The organism is Vibrio sp. CCB-PB317 (genome assembly GCF_022808245.1).
Lineage (GTDB): Bacteria > Pseudomonadota > Gammaproteobacteria > Enterobacterales > Vibrionaceae > Vibrio > Vibrio diabolicus.
In genome coordinates this window covers 375,229-391,520 of sequence record NZ_JALGNU010000001.1, presented here as the reverse complement: position 1 = coordinate 391,520, position 16,292 = coordinate 375,229, and the positions used below count along the sequence as shown (strand labels likewise).

Annotated in this window: 13 protein-coding genes; 9 read left to right on the top strand and 4 right to left on the bottom strand. The window is 42.6% G+C overall.

Annotated features, from left to right (window positions below; translation table 11 throughout):
• Nucleotides 1-102: 102 nt before the first annotated feature.
• The 4 genes from MTR11_RS01870 to MTR11_RS01855 form a co-directional block, all read right to left on the bottom strand.
• Entirely contained in the window at nt 103-1,068 is a 966-nt protein-coding gene (locus MTR11_RS01870) for a Wzz/FepE/Etk N-terminal domain-containing protein (RefSeq protein ID WP_047732745.1), read from the bottom strand.
• Nucleotides 1,069-1,530: 462 nt separating this feature from the next.
• Nucleotides 1,531-2,826 carry a flippase gene (locus tag MTR11_RS01865; protein ID WP_140120142.1) on the bottom strand — a complete coding sequence of 432 codons (1,296 nt, stop codon included), beginning with the start codon at nt 2,824-2,826 and terminating at the stop codon, nt 1,531-1,533.
• 390 nt (nt 2,827-3,216) lie between these two features.
• Nucleotides 3,217-5,919, bottom strand: a complete 2,703-nt coding sequence (locus tag MTR11_RS01860) for an SLBB domain-containing protein (protein WP_243326944.1) — start codon at nt 5,917-5,919, stop codon at nt 3,217-3,219.
• 64 nt (nt 5,920-5,983) lie between these two features.
• Entirely contained in the window at nt 5,984-6,502 is a 519-nt protein-coding gene (locus MTR11_RS01855) for an outer membrane beta-barrel protein (RefSeq protein ID WP_243326943.1), read from the bottom strand.
• A 406-nt stretch (nt 6,503-6,908) separates the two neighbouring features.
• Between MTR11_RS01855 and MTR11_RS01850 the strand changes: the two genes are divergently transcribed.
• From MTR11_RS01850 to MTR11_RS01810, 9 genes are all read left to right on the top strand, one after another.
• A complete protein-coding gene (locus tag MTR11_RS01850; protein WP_005535462.1) occupies nt 6,909-7,130 on the top strand; it encodes a hypothetical protein in 222 nt (73 codons plus the stop codon).
• A 68-nt stretch (nt 7,131-7,198) separates the two neighbouring features.
• Nucleotides 7,199-7,879 carry a YjbF family lipoprotein gene (locus MTR11_RS01845; protein WP_243326942.1) on the top strand — a complete coding sequence of 227 codons (681 nt, stop codon included), beginning with the start codon at nt 7,199-7,201 and terminating at the stop codon, nt 7,877-7,879.
• Complete coding sequence (locus MTR11_RS01840; RefSeq protein ID WP_243326941.1) at nt 7,876-8,634, top strand: capsule biosynthesis GfcC family protein; 759 nt, start codon at nt 7,876-7,878, stop codon at nt 8,632-8,634. Before MTR11_RS01845 ends, MTR11_RS01840 begins: the two co-directional genes overlap by 4 nt.
• Nucleotides 8,631-10,838, top strand: coding sequence for a YjbH domain-containing protein (locus MTR11_RS01835; RefSeq protein ID WP_243326940.1), 2,208 nt, complete (start codon nt 8,631-8,633; stop codon nt 10,836-10,838). Before MTR11_RS01840 ends, MTR11_RS01835 begins: the two co-directional genes overlap by 4 nt.
• 148 nt (nt 10,839-10,986) lie before the next feature.
• Nucleotides 10,987-11,928: an ADP-glyceromanno-heptose 6-epimerase gene (gene rfaD, locus MTR11_RS01830; protein WP_047732764.1), complete on the top strand. Its 942-nt coding sequence runs from the start codon at nt 10,987-10,989 to the stop codon at nt 11,926-11,928.
• A gap of 127 nt (nt 11,929-12,055) precedes the next feature.
• A complete protein-coding gene (lpxM, locus tag MTR11_RS01825) occupies nt 12,056-13,045 on the top strand; it encodes a lauroyl-Kdo(2)-lipid IV(A) myristoyltransferase (RefSeq protein ID WP_047732767.1) in 990 nt (329 codons plus the stop codon).
• Entirely contained in the window at nt 13,042-14,100 is a 1,059-nt protein-coding gene (waaF, locus tag MTR11_RS01820) for a lipopolysaccharide heptosyltransferase II (protein WP_047732770.1), read from the top strand. Before lpxM ends, waaF begins: the two co-directional genes overlap by 4 nt.
• A complete protein-coding gene (gene waaA / locus MTR11_RS01815; protein WP_047732773.1) occupies nt 14,094-15,359 on the top strand; it encodes a lipid IV(A) 3-deoxy-D-manno-octulosonic acid transferase in 1,266 nt (421 codons plus the stop codon). Before waaF ends, waaA begins: the two co-directional genes overlap by 7 nt.
• Nucleotides 15,359-16,291, top strand: coding sequence for a glycosyltransferase family 52 (locus tag MTR11_RS01810; RefSeq protein WP_167427004.1), 933 nt, complete (start codon nt 15,359-15,361; stop codon nt 16,289-16,291). Before waaA ends, MTR11_RS01810 begins: the two co-directional genes overlap by 1 nt.
• Nucleotide 16,292 lies beyond the last annotated feature (1 nt).

Here is a 16,292-nt window from a genome sequence, read left to right as displayed (position 1 = left end):
CATCAAAACTTCAGCTTGTTCTTTCTGAAATCAACATAACGTTAACACCGCCATTTAGCGGTGCGCTTATAAAGCAAAGTGAAGTCAAAAATTTAGAGCCTACTATTCAGGCTCCTTACGGAAAGAGTATCTTAACAGAACGATCATCACCCCAAGCATCCCACCAAGAATTGTACCCAAGACACAGATAAGTGCACGTTTAGGTGATGAGCGCTCTTCTGGTACAACAGCAGGGTCAACTGTTGTGAATACGTATTCTTCACGGACATTGGCAAACATGATGGTTTTCTGAGCCTGCTCCATCAATTGATAAAGCACCGTACGCATATCAGCGACATTGGTCTGATTTAATTGCTGTTCAAGAAAAGCTTGTCCGCGTTTGGCTTCCTCTACGTCACGCTGCTTCATCACTTTATTGATGTCCGCAACTAGCCATACTACCCACTGCTGAGCGACAGTTGGGGATAAGTGCTCAACAGAGACGGTCACCATTCCTGTCTCTTTGGCATTGCTAACAATAAAGATTTCACGAAACTTCTTATAAGCTTCCTGAACAGAAGGCTTGGGTTTAAATGGAGCTGGAACATCACGAACCCACTCCTTTGTATCTGGGTGATAGATGGCAGGATCATAAATAATTGAATCCGAAGTCATATCCCAGCTTTCTGCCGCCATAAGATCCGGAAGAATGTCATGATTAAGAATAAAATCGCCGATGAAGCGTCTCGATTTCATGACCTCAATCGCTAACTGCGTTTTATCATTGTTACTACTGCCTAGGTTGATACCTGCCATGCTAGCCAGTCCACCAAACTGCCCAGCCAATGCAGCCAACCCATTTGCACCATTGTCACTTTCAGCAGGAGCTAAAAGAGCTTCAGAGGTGTAGATGTTTGGACGAGTCAATGCAAAAATAACGGCCCCGACAGCGAATACAGTTGTAATCGCAATAATCAGCCATTTTCCTTGCCATATCGCAGAAAATAGCTCTCGCAAATCAAATTCGTTTTGGCGATCCATGGGAGGAAACTGTGCGTCCTTGTAATTGGGTTGGATTTGGTTGTTCATAATTCAAGCTTCTGAGTGTTGGCTTCCTGAACGACGGGCAGGCCCGCTATGGTATTTTAATCAGTAATAGGTACATATAGGCGACAAAACGTCCCGGCAATATTCTGCACGCCAAAATCATACCTTCCAGTGTACTTTCGTTACGTTTATTGCAACGTTCTCGCTGTTGGTTTATGCGCTGTTTTATTACAAAAAGCTCATAATTTACCAAAGCACCTGAATCTAATTCCCTAACAAGTAGAGAGACAGGAAGTTCTAGATCAGCGCGAGAGTATAGCAAAAAACAGCAATCTATTCTGCTTAAATATGGAGCAAATACGTGATGCTATGCTCTTATGAGAGAGAGATGTTTAATATGCATAATGTGAATGAAAGAGTTGTTACCCGTATATTTTTATCTTTACAGGTAACACCCTTTCAATAGCTAGGCAGCATAAGCAATGTAAAGAACCAAGCCGCTTATTATCGAGCTCGCTCAAACATTACCCTAATTGGCAGTATTAGAGATTTTGCCATCAATACAGCAAATGGACGAGTCTTCCGGAAAGGAAGCAGCGCAAAGAAAGACGCGGTAGCATAAGACACTAGCGTGGCCATCGCAGCCCCCTGACCTCCCCACAGCGGAATCCACCATAAGTTCAGAACAAGGTTCATAATAGCCCCTGCTCCGTGGGTGATAAGTGAGTACTTAGTGATATCTTCGACCAAGATCCACTTACTGAACAAGGCTCGCATGAAAATGAATACCGCAGCCCAAATATGGATCTGCAATATACCGCCAGCCTCATAATAGATATCACCAAACACTAACCCCATAAGAGGTTTAGCAATTAGCGTCATGATTATAGCGATAGCAATAGCACACCAAGCTAACAGGTCGCAAAGCTTCTGTAATCGTTTTAGGTAAGCCGGGTGATCCTCTTTGTGAGCTTTAATTAGTGAAGGAAACCAAGTTGCCGCGAGAATACCAGGGAATATATACCAAACCTCAGATAAGCGTGCGGCAAGGCTATACCCTGCGACTTCAGCTTTGCTTGCCAAAGAACCGAGCATAACGATATCAATCTTCAAGTAGACTACGGCCGCAATGCCTGACAATACCAACCAACCTGCCCGACTCAGCAAAGCTTTGGCTTGCTCGAAGCAAAAACTCAACTTAAAGAACTTTTTCTCTGTTAAGCGGAATACTAGGAACCAACCAATGGCCAAAATCAGCCACTCGACAGCGGTAATCATTAATACGCCAGTCAGGCTACCCTGCCACCATATCCAACCAAGTTTAAGCCCCATAAACAGAAAGCCATTGCAGGTACGTAGTAACGCAGATACCCATGATTGAACTCTGGATTCAAAGTAAAAATCGAAAACAGAAAACCCATGTGCCAATTGCGCTCCGAGCAGAATAAAGAAAGCCATCTGATGCTCAGGAGAAACAAGAAACAAACCCACTATAGCCATAAAAAGGCCTGAAATTGCAGCCCCCATCACGCGTAAAGTTAGAGCAGTCCCCAATATTTGCCCTGTTCCATCTCTTTTTAGCACCAGCTCACGACTAACTAATGAGTTCAAGCCTAATGCTGAAAAAGGCGCGAGCAACGCAACTAAGGCGATCAAATATTGAAACTCACCTAAAACTTCGGGGCTCCAACTGCGTGCTAACAGCATAGTAAACAGGAAGCCAAGTCCCAAAAGCAGGACTTTTTCCAGCATTAGGCTCAGAGCATTACGTCCCTGTTCCGAGTTAAATTTTTTAAGCATAGTTCGCAGCAAAGGCAGGTTGCCTATAATAGGGATGTGGGTTGATTTGGATGGATTCACACGATGTTCTTTTGGTGGGGAAAGGTCACATTGGTCGATTTTATAGCACTTAAGATTATTAGCGTCAATTTCACTATAAAAACCTTGTTCTTCTATCCAATCAATTTATTAATAACATCGAAGAAGAACAGATAAAAATGCATGAGTGATAATAGCTAAAGACTGAAAGCTAAATATGAATACAGCTATTAAACCGTCAGTTCAATAGCTGTATTTATCATTGAAAGCTTTAGGATAACGCTGAAAAGTAAAAGCATTTGCTATTTATTTGCGCAATTCAGCAGGAGAAATGCACTCCCCACTGAATTGCTCAAGTATTAGCCAAGTTTATTACTTCAATGCATTGATTGCTACACCTGTTTGATAGAGGATCTGTGTTGCCGCTGTCCATGTGCTCAGAGCGTCACGGTAATCGGTATCAATTGGCACAACAATGGTGTCACCAGCTTTTAACCCTTCTTTGTTATTTCCAAACCAATAGCCAGAGGAAGGCTTGTAAACCGAACCATCTGCACGAACTACGAAGATACGGTCTTCATCGGCTTGCTTCTTAGCGCCGCCCGCTTTATTCAGGTAATCATTGACATCGAGTTTGTTATCCAACAAGTAGGTAATTGGAACCTGAACTTCACCCATGATTGAAACAGTATTGCGGAAGGTCGGTACAAAGAGGAAGTCACCGTCTTCTAACATAAAATCTGCTGAACGCTCACCCTTTAAGATACGATTTAACTGTACCACCATACGGCCAAGTGCTTTGCTGCGACTAGCCTCCTCTACAAATGCTAACGTTTTTTCTGGGTCTGAAATTACAGAACCTATATTGCTATCTGCTCGGAACGTTTTCTTCGCGGTTTCTTTACGCATATCCGCTGCATATTGATTCAACAGTTTCTGCTCTTGTAAGCGCAATGCTTCACGCGTAAATATTGCTCCTTGAGGGTGAGCAAATTCGGTTAGGCCGCCCGCTCGGTCCAATAACTCACTTAAGGTTTCACCTTGGCGAACAGTATAGGTGCCAGGGAACCGAACTTCACCCTGTAAAGTGACTGTACTTTGTAGCTTCACATTTGGCTTTTCTAGGATGTTCAAGCGATCTCTGCCTACGATAATTGCATCGTCCGAAGCACTGCCTTGGATTGCTTTACGCAAATCAATACGTTCAACATCAATATACGCACGCTCATCCGCACTATTAATCGCGGTTCGCGCTAGTTCTGCATTAATTGTGAATGCGTTGTAAGTCAAGCCACCAGCTGCTTCAATAAGCGTTGATACCGTCATTCTTGGAGTGATCGGGTAACGTCCTGGGTGCTTCACTTCACCAAAGACTTCAGCAATTTGAGGGGCCAGCCCCAAACGAGACTGTTGCTGAAGTTGTAACAACACTGGGGCAAGTAAAGTGCGACGAGTATTTTGCTTCAGCTTTTCAAAGTCTTCCTCTGTAATCTCTTTACCACGGAAAATGATTTTAGCTGGTTTCGTCTGCCCTGTAGTGTTCTGGTTGTCCAGCGTACCTTTTGCTGAATGCGACACGGCAACAGAAGAGCTCATCACTTCTTGCTCTTTCTGTTGTTCCAGCTCAGCTTGCTCTTGCGCTTGCTCTAATGTTTTTGCTTTTGAAACAGCCTCTTGTGTTGCCAATGTATCCAAGTCTTCGTTATTAAAGCGGTTGAAAACCAATATACGATCTCGTGATTGTAACTGGAGGTTGTCTTGACTACCTGGTGATAGAATTGCGTTGGCTAAACTTAGTTGGAACACTTCAATATCACGCTGTGGATTAACCTCTCTTACCACAACAGCATAGTTAACATCAGCTGTAGAATTAAAAGCTGAGTCAACAGATTTGAAAAGATCGGCAACACGAAGGCCATTGTGCCATTCCACATAGCCAGGATGATGAACATCCCCCTCTATCTGCACGTAACGAGTAAGCTCTTCGCTTTTTTTCAAGATCTTGATGGCGTCGCCATTTTTAACTTTACTCTGTCGATCTTGCGTTTTATTGAAATCAAGCGTCAAAGCCTCACGAGCGCCATGTGAAGCGTAGCGTTTTATCTCCAACTGCTCGACATGAGCATTCGCAGTAAAACCACCTGCCATCTGAACAAGTTGTTGGTAAGTTTCACCGGCCTTGACTTCATAAATTGCCGGACGGTTGATCTCGCCTTCTATAGACACTGTATCGTTAACAGAACCAATTAAAACAACATCATCCGGTAGTAAGCGCACGTCATTACTTGAATCACCTTTCAGTAACAAGTCATACATATCCAACTTACGAATAATTTTCCCATCACGCTTTAGCTGAATATCTCGCAGCGCCCCACTTTCACCAAAGCCGCCGCTGTAATAGATAGCTTGTGAAATTGTCGTCAATGCGCTAACCGTGTAGGCTCCTGGTTTATATGCATCACCCATGACAAACACTTGCATGGTGCGCAATTCACCCAATGAGATATCACTGCGCACACCAATCATTTGTTCTTTTACACGTTGCGTAAGAGAGTCTCGAACATCAGAAAAGTACATGCCAGCAACATTTACTGGCCCAAGTGAAGGGAAGTTGATTGTGCCTGCGCGATTTACACGTAAGCGATGTGTCTCGTTCTCCTTACCAAACAACTGCACAATGATTTCATCACCAGCCCCCACAGTGTAATTTGCCGGTACAGGAACATCACTGATCGGAGCAAACGTGCTTGGAGAACCAGCAAAAAGATCTAAACCAAAGCGTTTGAGCTCTGCCTGCTCACCTTTTTTGAGCCATTGCTCTTCGATATTGGAAGATACAGCGCCACTAGATTCTGCTCTAGGTTTGATGACTTGCGGGTTTTCGTAAGGAGACTTGTTTGAAGATGAACTAGAAGGAATGGAGAAACCATATTTACTCGCCAAGGCTTTTTGTTGGTTGGCGGGTAGATTTTGAAACATTTTTACTTGTTCTGGAGTAGGTGTTTGTGCCATCGAATAAGACGCAAACGTACTTGCCAATATAAAAGCGGCAATAGAGAAATATCCTTTAAACATGGTATGTCACTATAATAATTGAATAAAAGACCCTAGCCCCAAGTTTGAGCTCTAGGTATTTAAATTAAAATCGGTGCTGAAAACCCAGTGTAATCGAGTTAAGGCGAACTTGGTCTTCAGAGACGTTATCAACGAACTCAAATATCACCGCGCTTTGGTTATTTAAAGCGTAGTGCATACCTAACCCAAAACTAAATCCTTGTTCTTTGTGAGAACCTACATTTTGTAGATCAAGCTGAACGCTTGAATACCCAGCTAAACCATAAAGTGCAACTCGCTCTGAAACTGGTATATTTAACTTAACAAAACCGCTCAACACGCTATCAACGGCAAGACCACTGTCACGTTGAGCTGATGTCCCATAACGTCCTTCGAGACCTATGTAGTCATTAAAGAAGTACCCTGCTTGCGCACTAAGAAGAAAAGGGCTTCCCTCTTTCACGGACTCAGAAGACGAGCTTTTCAATTCTGCATTTGAGTAGCTCACTAACGCACCAGCATAAAAATCGGCTGACGCTGAAAAAGAACTCAGGCTCAAACCCAGTGCACTAAGTATTCCCAAACAATGCTGCTTTTTTATCACGTAAAAGTTCCTAGTACTGGTAACAATATGGGCTGCCAAAGCAAAGTTAAGAGTGCTATGCAGACCATTAAATACTGAAGAATTGGCACGCTACCGCCCCGAGGCGTTGAGCGTGAGCCACTGTATCGCTTTCTATATGATGGTGTAAGTAAAACGACCTATTGACTCCAAACCTCTAGTTCTGAATGAAATAGGCCGACAAATTATGCACTCTTGATAGTTTATCAGCAAGCAAGGGAGCAAGATAACCGCACAATGTCACGCTGGTGTTAGAAATGAGATCGTAAGCCATAGCAAAATAAGAAACTATTTACATGCTAAGGCTTTTTTATCTAGAATATAATTTGGAGCATTTTTTATGCTACCAAACATCGATGTTTTTATACCGGATATACAAGGATTAATAATGAAGAATACAGCTCTAGCTATTCTTATGGCTCTAAGCGCATCAACTGCATTTGCAGCAGAAGAAGCAGGTTCAGCAGGCGCAGCTTCTGCCTCTGCAACAGGCACAACAGCTGTAGCAGTAGGTGCGGCAGCAGCAGTAACTGTAGTAGCAGTTGCAGCGTCAGATAGTGACTCAACATCTACTTCAACATCTACTTCAACTTCTACTTCTACAAACTAATTTCGTTTTGTAGATAGAAGATAATCGCCCTGAATGACTCAGGGCGATTTTATTTGTAAGAGGGAATAATGAATATCTTCCGAACGTCTAAATGGATACGCCCACTTCTCACTCTTCCGCTATTCGCCTTACTCTTTGGTTGTACACAAAAGTTCAATGATGTATCAGCCACAGTCCAAGAAGCCTACGGTAACTACATCGATATAGAGATGACCCCAGAAGAAATAAATGCAGTTCCTTATGCCAGCGCCTATTTAAAACTTGGGAGTCAAAAACAGGTCTTTGTTGTTTTAGCTTTTGCAGAACGAAACCCTCTCAATGGAAAAATACAGCTGAAGTGGGTAAGCGCTGACAAAGCTATGATCGTTACGGAGAATGGGCATATCGTCAAAACGATAGGTCTACAAAATGGGGACTTAGCGGGTGTTTATGGTGACGTGCCAGCTTTTTCTTCAGATTCAGCCTCCATGAGCTACACACTCTCATATGATTGGGCAAAACAGTATCGTTATGGTTTTCTAGCAAATGTGAACCGTTTTTATGCAGGTAAAGAAACGTTAACGACACCAATTTCTAGCGCGATGACCAGTATATATAAAGAAGTCGTTGAGTTTAGTAGCCTTTCTCAATCGGTCGAAAACCTTTATTGGGTTAATGAAAAAGGTCAGGTTGTCAAAACCTTACAATACTTAGGACCGAAGATGATTCCGGTTGAGTTAACCATTTTAAAAGGGTATAGCAAATCATGAGCAAGCGACTACTTACATTATTCAGTTTGGTCATGCCGCTTTTGAGCACACATGGCTTCGCTCAAACAGAAGCCTCTACTATACAGCCGTTAAATGTTGAGTTGCAGGAGGTAGGCAAACAGCTACAATTCCAAGGTTCAGCTCGTTTAGAAAGTGTGTTAGCACTTGCTAAGGAGCAAAGCGCCTCTCTGCAATACTCTCTTGGTACGACTTTGTTTGACAAATCGGATCGTGCCGAGAAAACCTCTACCGCTCTAAAGAACTCGGTACTCAATCAAATGATTCAACACAATTTGATTGCACATCCATTCTACAAATTTATTCAGAAGCAAAACTTTGCACCACGCTTACTATCTGCGATCGATGTTGATAAAATTCGACTAAACAAATTTGACAATCCGCTTTTGCATGGCAATGTCCTTCTAGCAAGCCCTCTACGCGAAGAAAAAGTGTATTACTTGGGAAACCTAAATAGCGTGTATTCCGTTAAGGACCAGGCAGGCATCCCTTTGCAGAGACAAATAGAGAACTTGAAAAGTAACATTGGTACGTTATCAACGCCGCCAGTGTTGATCTACCCAGATGGTCATGTAGTTAAACCGCATCACGGAGCTTGGTTAACAACACAATATTATTTACCACCTCTGACATTGGTATATGTCCCGTTTGGTGATCTTGAATACTCCGAAATGGACCAAGATATTGTCCGACTACTCACTCAACTGATACCAAATTCCACAAAGAGACCACAATGATGCCAATTAGAAAAAGCTTAACCCTTTCTTTAATGGGCCCAGCATTGGTTTGGGCTCAAGACATGCCCTTTGAGGCTCCTGCTTTACAGCCGTCTCAATCAGACTTTGGTGGTATTGGCTTAATGCAGATGCCAACCGGACGTATGGCTCCAGAAGGGGAATTCAACTTTTCTGTCACAGGCAGTGATGAGTACCTTTTTTACAATGTAACTCTGCAACTTATGCCTTGGTTAGAAACTACTTTACGCTATACTATCGTTCACGACGTTCTTTACAGTGACCAACCAAGCTTTTCAGGTGACAGTGATTACACAGATAAAGGCATCGACTTTAAAGTTCGCCTATTAGAAGAATCCAAATACTTACCTGAGTTGTCTTTCGGCATCCGTGACTTTGCAGGCACTGGCTTATTTGATGCAGAATTTATTGCAGCAACCAAACGTTACTCAAACCCAAACTTAGGCACTTTTGATTTTACTCTTGGTATGGGCTGGGGGTACTTAGGTACTCGAGACAACATTTCCAACCCGGTCTGTAAAGTATCAGACAGATACTGCGAACGCCCGTCCGATTTTAAAAATAATGGTGGCAGCGTGGATTTTGAACGTATGTTTAAAGGCCCAGCAGCATTGTTTGGTGGTATTGAATACCAAACCTTACACGCCCCCCTTCGCTTTAAGCTGGAATATGACAGTAATGATTATAGTGAAGACTTTCCGGTTAACTCCTCTTGGGCGAAAACGAAAGTAGACATGACTCCCCACACACCATGGAACTTTGGTGTGCTCTACCGTCTAGGCATGGCCGATTTTCGTTTAAGTTATGAACGCGGAGACACGTTGGTCGCGGGCTTAACGCTAAACACTAATTTCAATGACATGCCATCATTCTGGCGAGACACACCAACACCAGAAATCGAAGATAGCCAGCCTGAAGAACTGTCTGATGTTGATTGGGAACGTGTAACAGAAGATTTAGACAAAATTGCTGGTTACCAAAACACGCGTATTTATGTTGATGACAATACAGTAACTGTCGTTGGTGAGCAGAAGAAATATCGTGACCGTACAGAGGCACACGAAAAAGCTGCGGCTGTACTTCACAATGAAATGCCTGACGATATTGATACCTATGCGATCAATGAACGCAGCCGAGGCTTAGTCGGCGAACAAACGACTATTTCCAAAGAGAAATATCGCGACTTTGCCCAAGTTAATTACATCAATCCGAAAATAGAAGATGCAATCTCAAGGGCTACTACTAAGCCAACGGGAGAATCTGTCTATGATGGTTTTGAACGTTTTGATTGGGGCTTTGCACCTAAACTTGTTCAAACTCTTGGAAACGCTGAAGATTTCTATCTCTTTAGTGTAGGGCTAAGCGGTAATGCCTCATACTGGCTAACGGACAACCTTGAAATTGGCGGTTCGTTATACTGGGATTGGTATAACAACTACGATAAGTTTATCTATGTCACTCCACCTGATGGCACTACCGTTCCTCGTGTTCGCACCATGTTCCGCGCTTACCAAAATGAACATGCTGTAACCATGTCAAACCTACAATTGACTTGGTTCCAAGAGTATTCCAATACCATGGATCAGCAATTCTACGCGGGTTATCTGGAGAGCATGTTTGCTGGAGTCGGTACCGAGTTTCTTTACCGACCACAAGGAGCTAACTGGGCGATTGGCGCTGACGTCAACGTAATTTCTCAACGTGATCCACAAAGTTACTTCGGTGTTTACGATGAGAAATGGCAAAACGTACCAGAATATGGACGTCCGTTCCAAGTTATTGATAAAGGCTTCACTGGTTTTGTATCTGGTTACTACTACCCTCAATGGGAATTCCTACAAGATTTGATGATCCAAGTTGATGTCGGGCAGTTCTTAGCTGGCGATGTTGGTACACAAATCAATATTTCTAAGCAGTTCAAGAGTGGCGTAATTGCTGGCGCCTTTGCCTCATTTACAGACTTGTCTGCAGATGAATTTGGTGAAGGTAGCTTTACCAAAGGTTTCTACTTGTCGATTCCGTTTGACATCATGACCGTTAAGCCAAGTAACAATCGTGCGAACTTTAGTTGGCAGCCTCTTACTCGTGACGGAGGGCAGAAGCTCGGCCGTAAATACAGCTTAATTGAGTTAACCGACGAACGAAATCCTTGGTACCAAAGACCTAACCGTTCGGATGTGGAATAATAAAATAATCAAGGGAGCTGCGGCTCCCTTTTTCATATATAGATACTGAGTCATAGAAGACTAAAACCTATCTTCCTGCTTCCAATAGCGCTACTTTTCGTTTCTTGCTAGAATTCCTGAGAAAATTTTAATCTATGGTGGAAGTTCTATGATCATCGTAACTGGTGGCGCTGGCATGATCGGCAGCAACATTGTTAAAGCACTAAACGAAGCTGGTATTAACGATATCCTGGTTGTCGACAACCTAAAAAATGGCAAAAAGTTTAAGAACTTAGTTGATCTGGACATCACAGATTACATGGATCGTGACGACTTTCTGACCCAAATTATGGCGGGCGATGATTTTGGTCCGATTGAGGCAATTTTCCACGAAGGTGCTTGTTCTGCAACGACTGAGTGGGACGGTAAGTACATGATGCTAAACAACTACGAGTACTCTAAAGAGCTGCTTCATTACTGTTTAGATCGCGAGATTCCATTCCTATACGCTTCTTCAGCAGCCACTTACGGCGATACAGATACTTTCGTTGAAGAACGCGAATACGAAGGCGCACTGAATGTATACGGTTACTCGAAACAGCAGTTTGATAACTACGTTCGTCGCCTATGGCAAGACGCTGAAGAACATGGTGAGACCCTTTCTCAAATCACCGGCTTCCGCTACTTCAACGTATATGGCCCACGTGAAGACCACAAAGGTAGCATGGCATCAGTTGCGTTCCACCTAAACAACCAACTTAACGCAGGTGAAAATCCTAAATTGTTCGCGGGCAGCGAATCATTCAAACGCGACTTCGTTTACGTTGGTGATGTCTGTAAAGTAAACCTGTGGTTCTTAGAAAACGGCGTATCAGGCATTTTTAACTGTGGTACTGGCCGTGCTGAATCTTTTGAAGAGGTAGCAAAAGCAGTTATCAAACATCATGGCAAAGGCCAAATTGAAACCATCCCATTCCCTGAGCACCTAAAAGGCGCTTACCAAGAATTCACACAGGCGGATCTAACCAAACTGCGCACCGCAGGCTGTGATGTTGAATTCAAGACGGTTGCAGAAGGCGTTGCCGAATACTTAACTATCCAAAACCGTTAAGCACCACAAGGTGGCAGAACCATAACCTGCCACCTTTACTCAAGTGTAATAGCCTGTATCATTCCTTAATATCTTTTTTCTCATTTAAACCACTTCGCCAGTACACGAATAGGTAACTAGACACGCCATGACCATAAAACGTGATGACTTCGACCCTAAAGCATATAACCCTGAGTTTAAGCGCCACTTCCTGTCGCCTAAGTACTGGGGCACGTGGTTAGGTGTTATCTTATTTTTACCTTTATCATTAATGCCACTGGGTTTACAAAAGTGGTTGGCGAAAACCGTAGCCAAAAAACTATCTAAATCCCACAAAGGCCCTGCTCACCGAGCGAGGGTTAACTTTGAGCTGTGTTTTCCGGAAAAGTCGTTCCAAGAACGTGAAGCTTTAATAGAAAAAACACTCTACACAGCAGCCATGTTCTTTTTTCGCTTCGGGTTACTAAGTTTACGCTCACCAAAATGGCTTCAGAGCCGTTGCCAAATTCGCGGCCTAGACATTTTACGACAGCACATTGATAACAACGAAAATGTGATTTTAATGGTTCCCCACTCTTGGGCAATTGATGTGCCTGCTACCTTGCTCGCTTCAATGGGAATGCCAGTTTCTGCAATGGCGAAGAAACAAAAGAATGATGTTGCTGACTGGCTGATGCACAAGCAAAGAGTTCAATACGGTGGTCGTGTTTATGAACGCTCAGGTGGCATTAAGCCTTTTCTGAAATCCATTCGAGATGGCTATGTAGGGTATTATCTACCCGATCAAGATCACGGCCCAGAACATAGTGTGTTTGTCGACTTTTTCGCCACCCGTAAAGCAACGCTCCCTGGATTGGGTAAAATTGCTAAACTATCACGTTCCAAAGTATTACCTCTGTTCGCTTCAATGAACACCGAAGATGGAACATTCGATATCGAAATTTTGCCTGCATTTGACTTAGACAAAGGCGAAGAGCAAGACGCTCGTACCTGTAATGAAGCCATTGAATATTTTGTCGGTGATAAACCCGAACAATATATGTGGGTACTGCAGTTGCTGCACTCTCAAGAAGACGGCAATAACTATTACAATATCTTTAAGCCTAGATATGATACTGATTGGCAAGTAAATAAATGAAAAAGATTTTAATTATTGGCCCTGCGTGGGTCGGCGATATGGTAATGTCGCAATCGTTATATATCGTATTAAAGCAACGTCATCCAGATAGCCAAATTGAAGTTATCGCTCCAGGATGGTGTAAACCGATTCTTGAGCGTATGCCAGAAATCCACCAAGCGATTGAAATGCCTATCGGTCATGGTGAATTTAACTTATTAGGCCGCAGGGAAATTGGTAAATCATTACGTGAAAAGCAATATGACCACGCCTATATCTTGCCTAAATCAGCGAAATCAGCACTGATTCCATGGTTTGCCAACATTCCTCTTCGTACTGGCTGGAAGGGAGAAATGCGCTATGGTTTATTGAATGACTTACGCCCCAACATGAAGTCTTTTCAATACATGGTAGAACGCTATGTAGCATTAGCTTATCCAAAAGCAGAGATGGTGGACTCCAACTCCCTTGGCGGGCTTGAAATCTTGCCCCGCCCACGCCTTGCAATCAACGCGGCTGAGCAACAAGCCACGCTCAAAAAGTTCAACTTAACGCAAGACCAACCAATCATTGGACTGTGCCCAGGAGCAGAGTTTGGTCCTGCCAAAAAATGGCCCGAAACACACTACGCTGAAGTTGCGACGCAAATGGCTCGATCTGGGCATCAAATCTGGTTGTTTGGTTCTCAAAAAGACTTAGAGACTTGTAACAATATCCGCGCACTTGTCCCGACGCAATTCCATGAGAACATTCATGTTCTAGCCGGCCAAACCAGCTTAATTGAAGCGGTCGATCTACTTGCTGCATGCAAGACTGTTGTCGCGAATGACTCAGGCTTAATGCATGTGGCTGCTGCGGTTGGTTGTAATGTTGTTGCCGTGTATGGCTCAACTTCACCGAAGTACACCCCCCCACTCGCAGAAAAAGTGGAGATTGTTCATACCGATATTGATTGTCGCCCTTGTTTCCAGCGTGAATGTCAATACAAACACCTTAAGTGCTTGACAGAACTTTCGCCTAAGCAAGTGCTAGATAGTATCCAAAAACTTGACGCCATTACGATAAGCTCATGTTAGTTCGTATTGTTTATACCTTACTACTCGCTCTAGCGTCACCGCTGCTTTTATTTGGTTTGTACAAGAGCAAACCAAATAAGCCTAAGTTCGGCTCTCGCTGGAAAGAGCACTTTGGCATAACTCCCAAGCTAAAAAGCAACGACAAACCTATTTGGATACATGCCGTATCTGTTGGTGAAAGCATAGCAGCAACACCTTTAATCAAAGCCCTTAAGGAACAAAACCCCGAACAATCTATTCTAGTTACTACAACAACAAGTACCGGAGCTGAACAGATTGCTAAGTTGGGTGATTTAGTTGAACACCGCTATATGCCAATTGACTTTGGGTTCGCTATCAAAGGTTTTCTTAAAGCAGTGCAACCAAAACAGATGTTGATCATTGAGACTGAGCTGTGGCCAAACACGCTTCACAATGTTCACAAAGCGGGTATCCCTATAACTGTCGTGAATGCGCGCCTATCTGAAAAATCGTGTAAGAACTACGCCAAAATACAGCGGCTTTTTAACCAACTTCATCCATGCCTAACTCAAGTACTCTGCCAAACAGCTTCAGATGCAGAGCGCTTTGAACGCTTAGGCGTCGAGAAAAAGAAACTATCCGTTACCGGTTCTATTAAGTTCGATATTCAAATATCAGAGCAAGTGAAACAGCAAGGACAGCAGCTTCGAGCCCAGCTTGGAGACGATCGTCCGATTTGGATTGCCGCTAGCACCCACAAAGGCGAGGACGAACAGGTATTAGATGCACATAGACAAGTTTTAAAATCTCATCCAAATGCTTTACTCGTTTTGGTTCCTCGCCATCCAGAGCGATTTGATGATGTATTCACGCTTTGCCAACAGCAAGGCTTTAACACTGTGCGTCGTACGTCAACGCATGCAGTAGAGACAAATACTCAAGTATATCTCGGCGATACTATGGGTGAGATGCTAACTTTGATGGGTGCAGCAGACATCTGCTTTATGGGTGGCAGTCTAATCGGAGATAAAGTCGGTGGACACAATGTGTTAGAGCCAGCAGCTCTGGGAGTACCTGTAATCACCGGACCAAGTTATTACAATTTTACAGAAATTGTTAATCTTCTTAAAAAACATTCGTTCTGCAATATCATTACAAAAGTTAACGAACTCAGTAACTTGATAGATAATCACTTTTCATTAAGTACAAACTCTATAAGTTTGCATAGTGCAAATTTCATCGCTAATTATACAAATGTTGTGAATAAAATAGTAACAATAATCTTTGAGAAAAAATAATGAAAAACATCATTACGTATAAGAGAATTCAATCTAATTATGAGAACGTATGTTACGTAAACTCAATTTTCGCACTTTTTTTATACTTATATATTAATAAAGGGGGCCATAATACACTGTTCGTTAGCCATATTGACTTCCAGGCTCTGTTAGCGAATAGTAAGTTAGATAACGTAGTCATTGTTAACACTAAGCTCAACAAAAATTGGGACTCTTTTCTTTACAAAATGGGACTTCTACAATATGACATTACAACTCTAATTAAAAAGAAAAAGTTTTTTGGTCACGATCACCTAACCTATGCGTTTCTATTCGATTTATCTCATGGCTCAGTTCTAGAAGATGGTGCTGGAAACTATAATGGCCCAATACCATTCAAAAAAAGAGTAAAACGCGCTTTAAAAGGCAGAGTTGTCTCTCCTTTGGGCTATGGAAATAAAATAACTAGCATCTATTTATCAAAACCAGAACTTGTAGACTCTCAATTACAAAGCAAAACAAAAGTCTTCGATGTTGTTGATATGTTGGACTACACCAGAAATTTTAGTTTGCAGATGATCCTAACGCACAGCTTCGAGTCTCTTAGTGGAAAAAACATTTTATTTACTCAACCTATCAGCGATCTGGTGACGGAAGATGGAAAAATAGAGCTGTACAAAGAAATTGCTGAGAAATATAACATTACAGTAATAAAGCCACATCCTCGCGAATGTACAGATTATACTAAGCACTTTTCTTGTTTGGTTCTAGATAAATTTATACCAGCTGAAGTTCTTATTTCTCCAGATGATAAAAATATTCATCTTTATACTTTGAACTCAACCTCTGTACTGAACCTAAAAGAGGTCAATGATAATATACAAGTTGATTTACTTGCACAGGATCTACACGATTTCCTTACTCAATGGAAAACAGACAAAAACCTGAAATAAG

Coding starts and splice junctions, on each gene's coding strand:
- MTR11_RS01835 (WP_243326940.1), top strand. CDS start 8,631: ATGATGCCAATTAGAAAAAGCTTAACCCTTTCTTTAATGGGCCCAGCA.
- MTR11_RS01840 (WP_243326941.1), top strand. CDS start 7,876: ATGAGCAAGCGACTACTTACATTATTCAGTTTGGTCATGCCGCTTTTG.
- MTR11_RS01870 (WP_047732745.1), bottom strand. CDS start 1,068: ATGAACAACCAAATCCAACCCAATTACAAGGACGCACAGTTTCCTCCC.
- MTR11_RS01845 (WP_243326942.1), top strand. CDS start 7,199: ATGAATATCTTCCGAACGTCTAAATGGATACGCCCACTTCTCACTCTT.
- MTR11_RS01860 (WP_243326944.1), bottom strand. CDS start 5,919: ATGTTTAAAGGATATTTCTCTATTGCCGCTTTTATATTGGCAAGTACG.
- rfaD (WP_047732764.1), top strand. CDS start 10,987: ATGATCATCGTAACTGGTGGCGCTGGCATGATCGGCAGCAACATTGTT.
- waaF (WP_047732770.1), top strand. CDS start 13,042: ATGAAAAAGATTTTAATTATTGGCCCTGCGTGGGTCGGCGATATGGTA.
- lpxM (WP_047732767.1), top strand. CDS start 12,056: ATGACCATAAAACGTGATGACTTCGACCCTAAAGCATATAACCCTGAG.
- MTR11_RS01850 (WP_005535462.1), top strand. CDS start 6,909: ATGAAGAATACAGCTCTAGCTATTCTTATGGCTCTAAGCGCATCAACT.
- waaA (WP_047732773.1), top strand. CDS start 14,094: ATGTTAGTTCGTATTGTTTATACCTTACTACTCGCTCTAGCGTCACCG.
- MTR11_RS01810 (WP_167427004.1), top strand. CDS start 15,359: ATGAAAAACATCATTACGTATAAGAGAATTCAATCTAATTATGAGAAC.
- MTR11_RS01865 (WP_140120142.1), bottom strand. CDS start 2,826: ATGCTTAAAAAATTTAACTCGGAACAGGGACGTAATGCTCTGAGCCTA.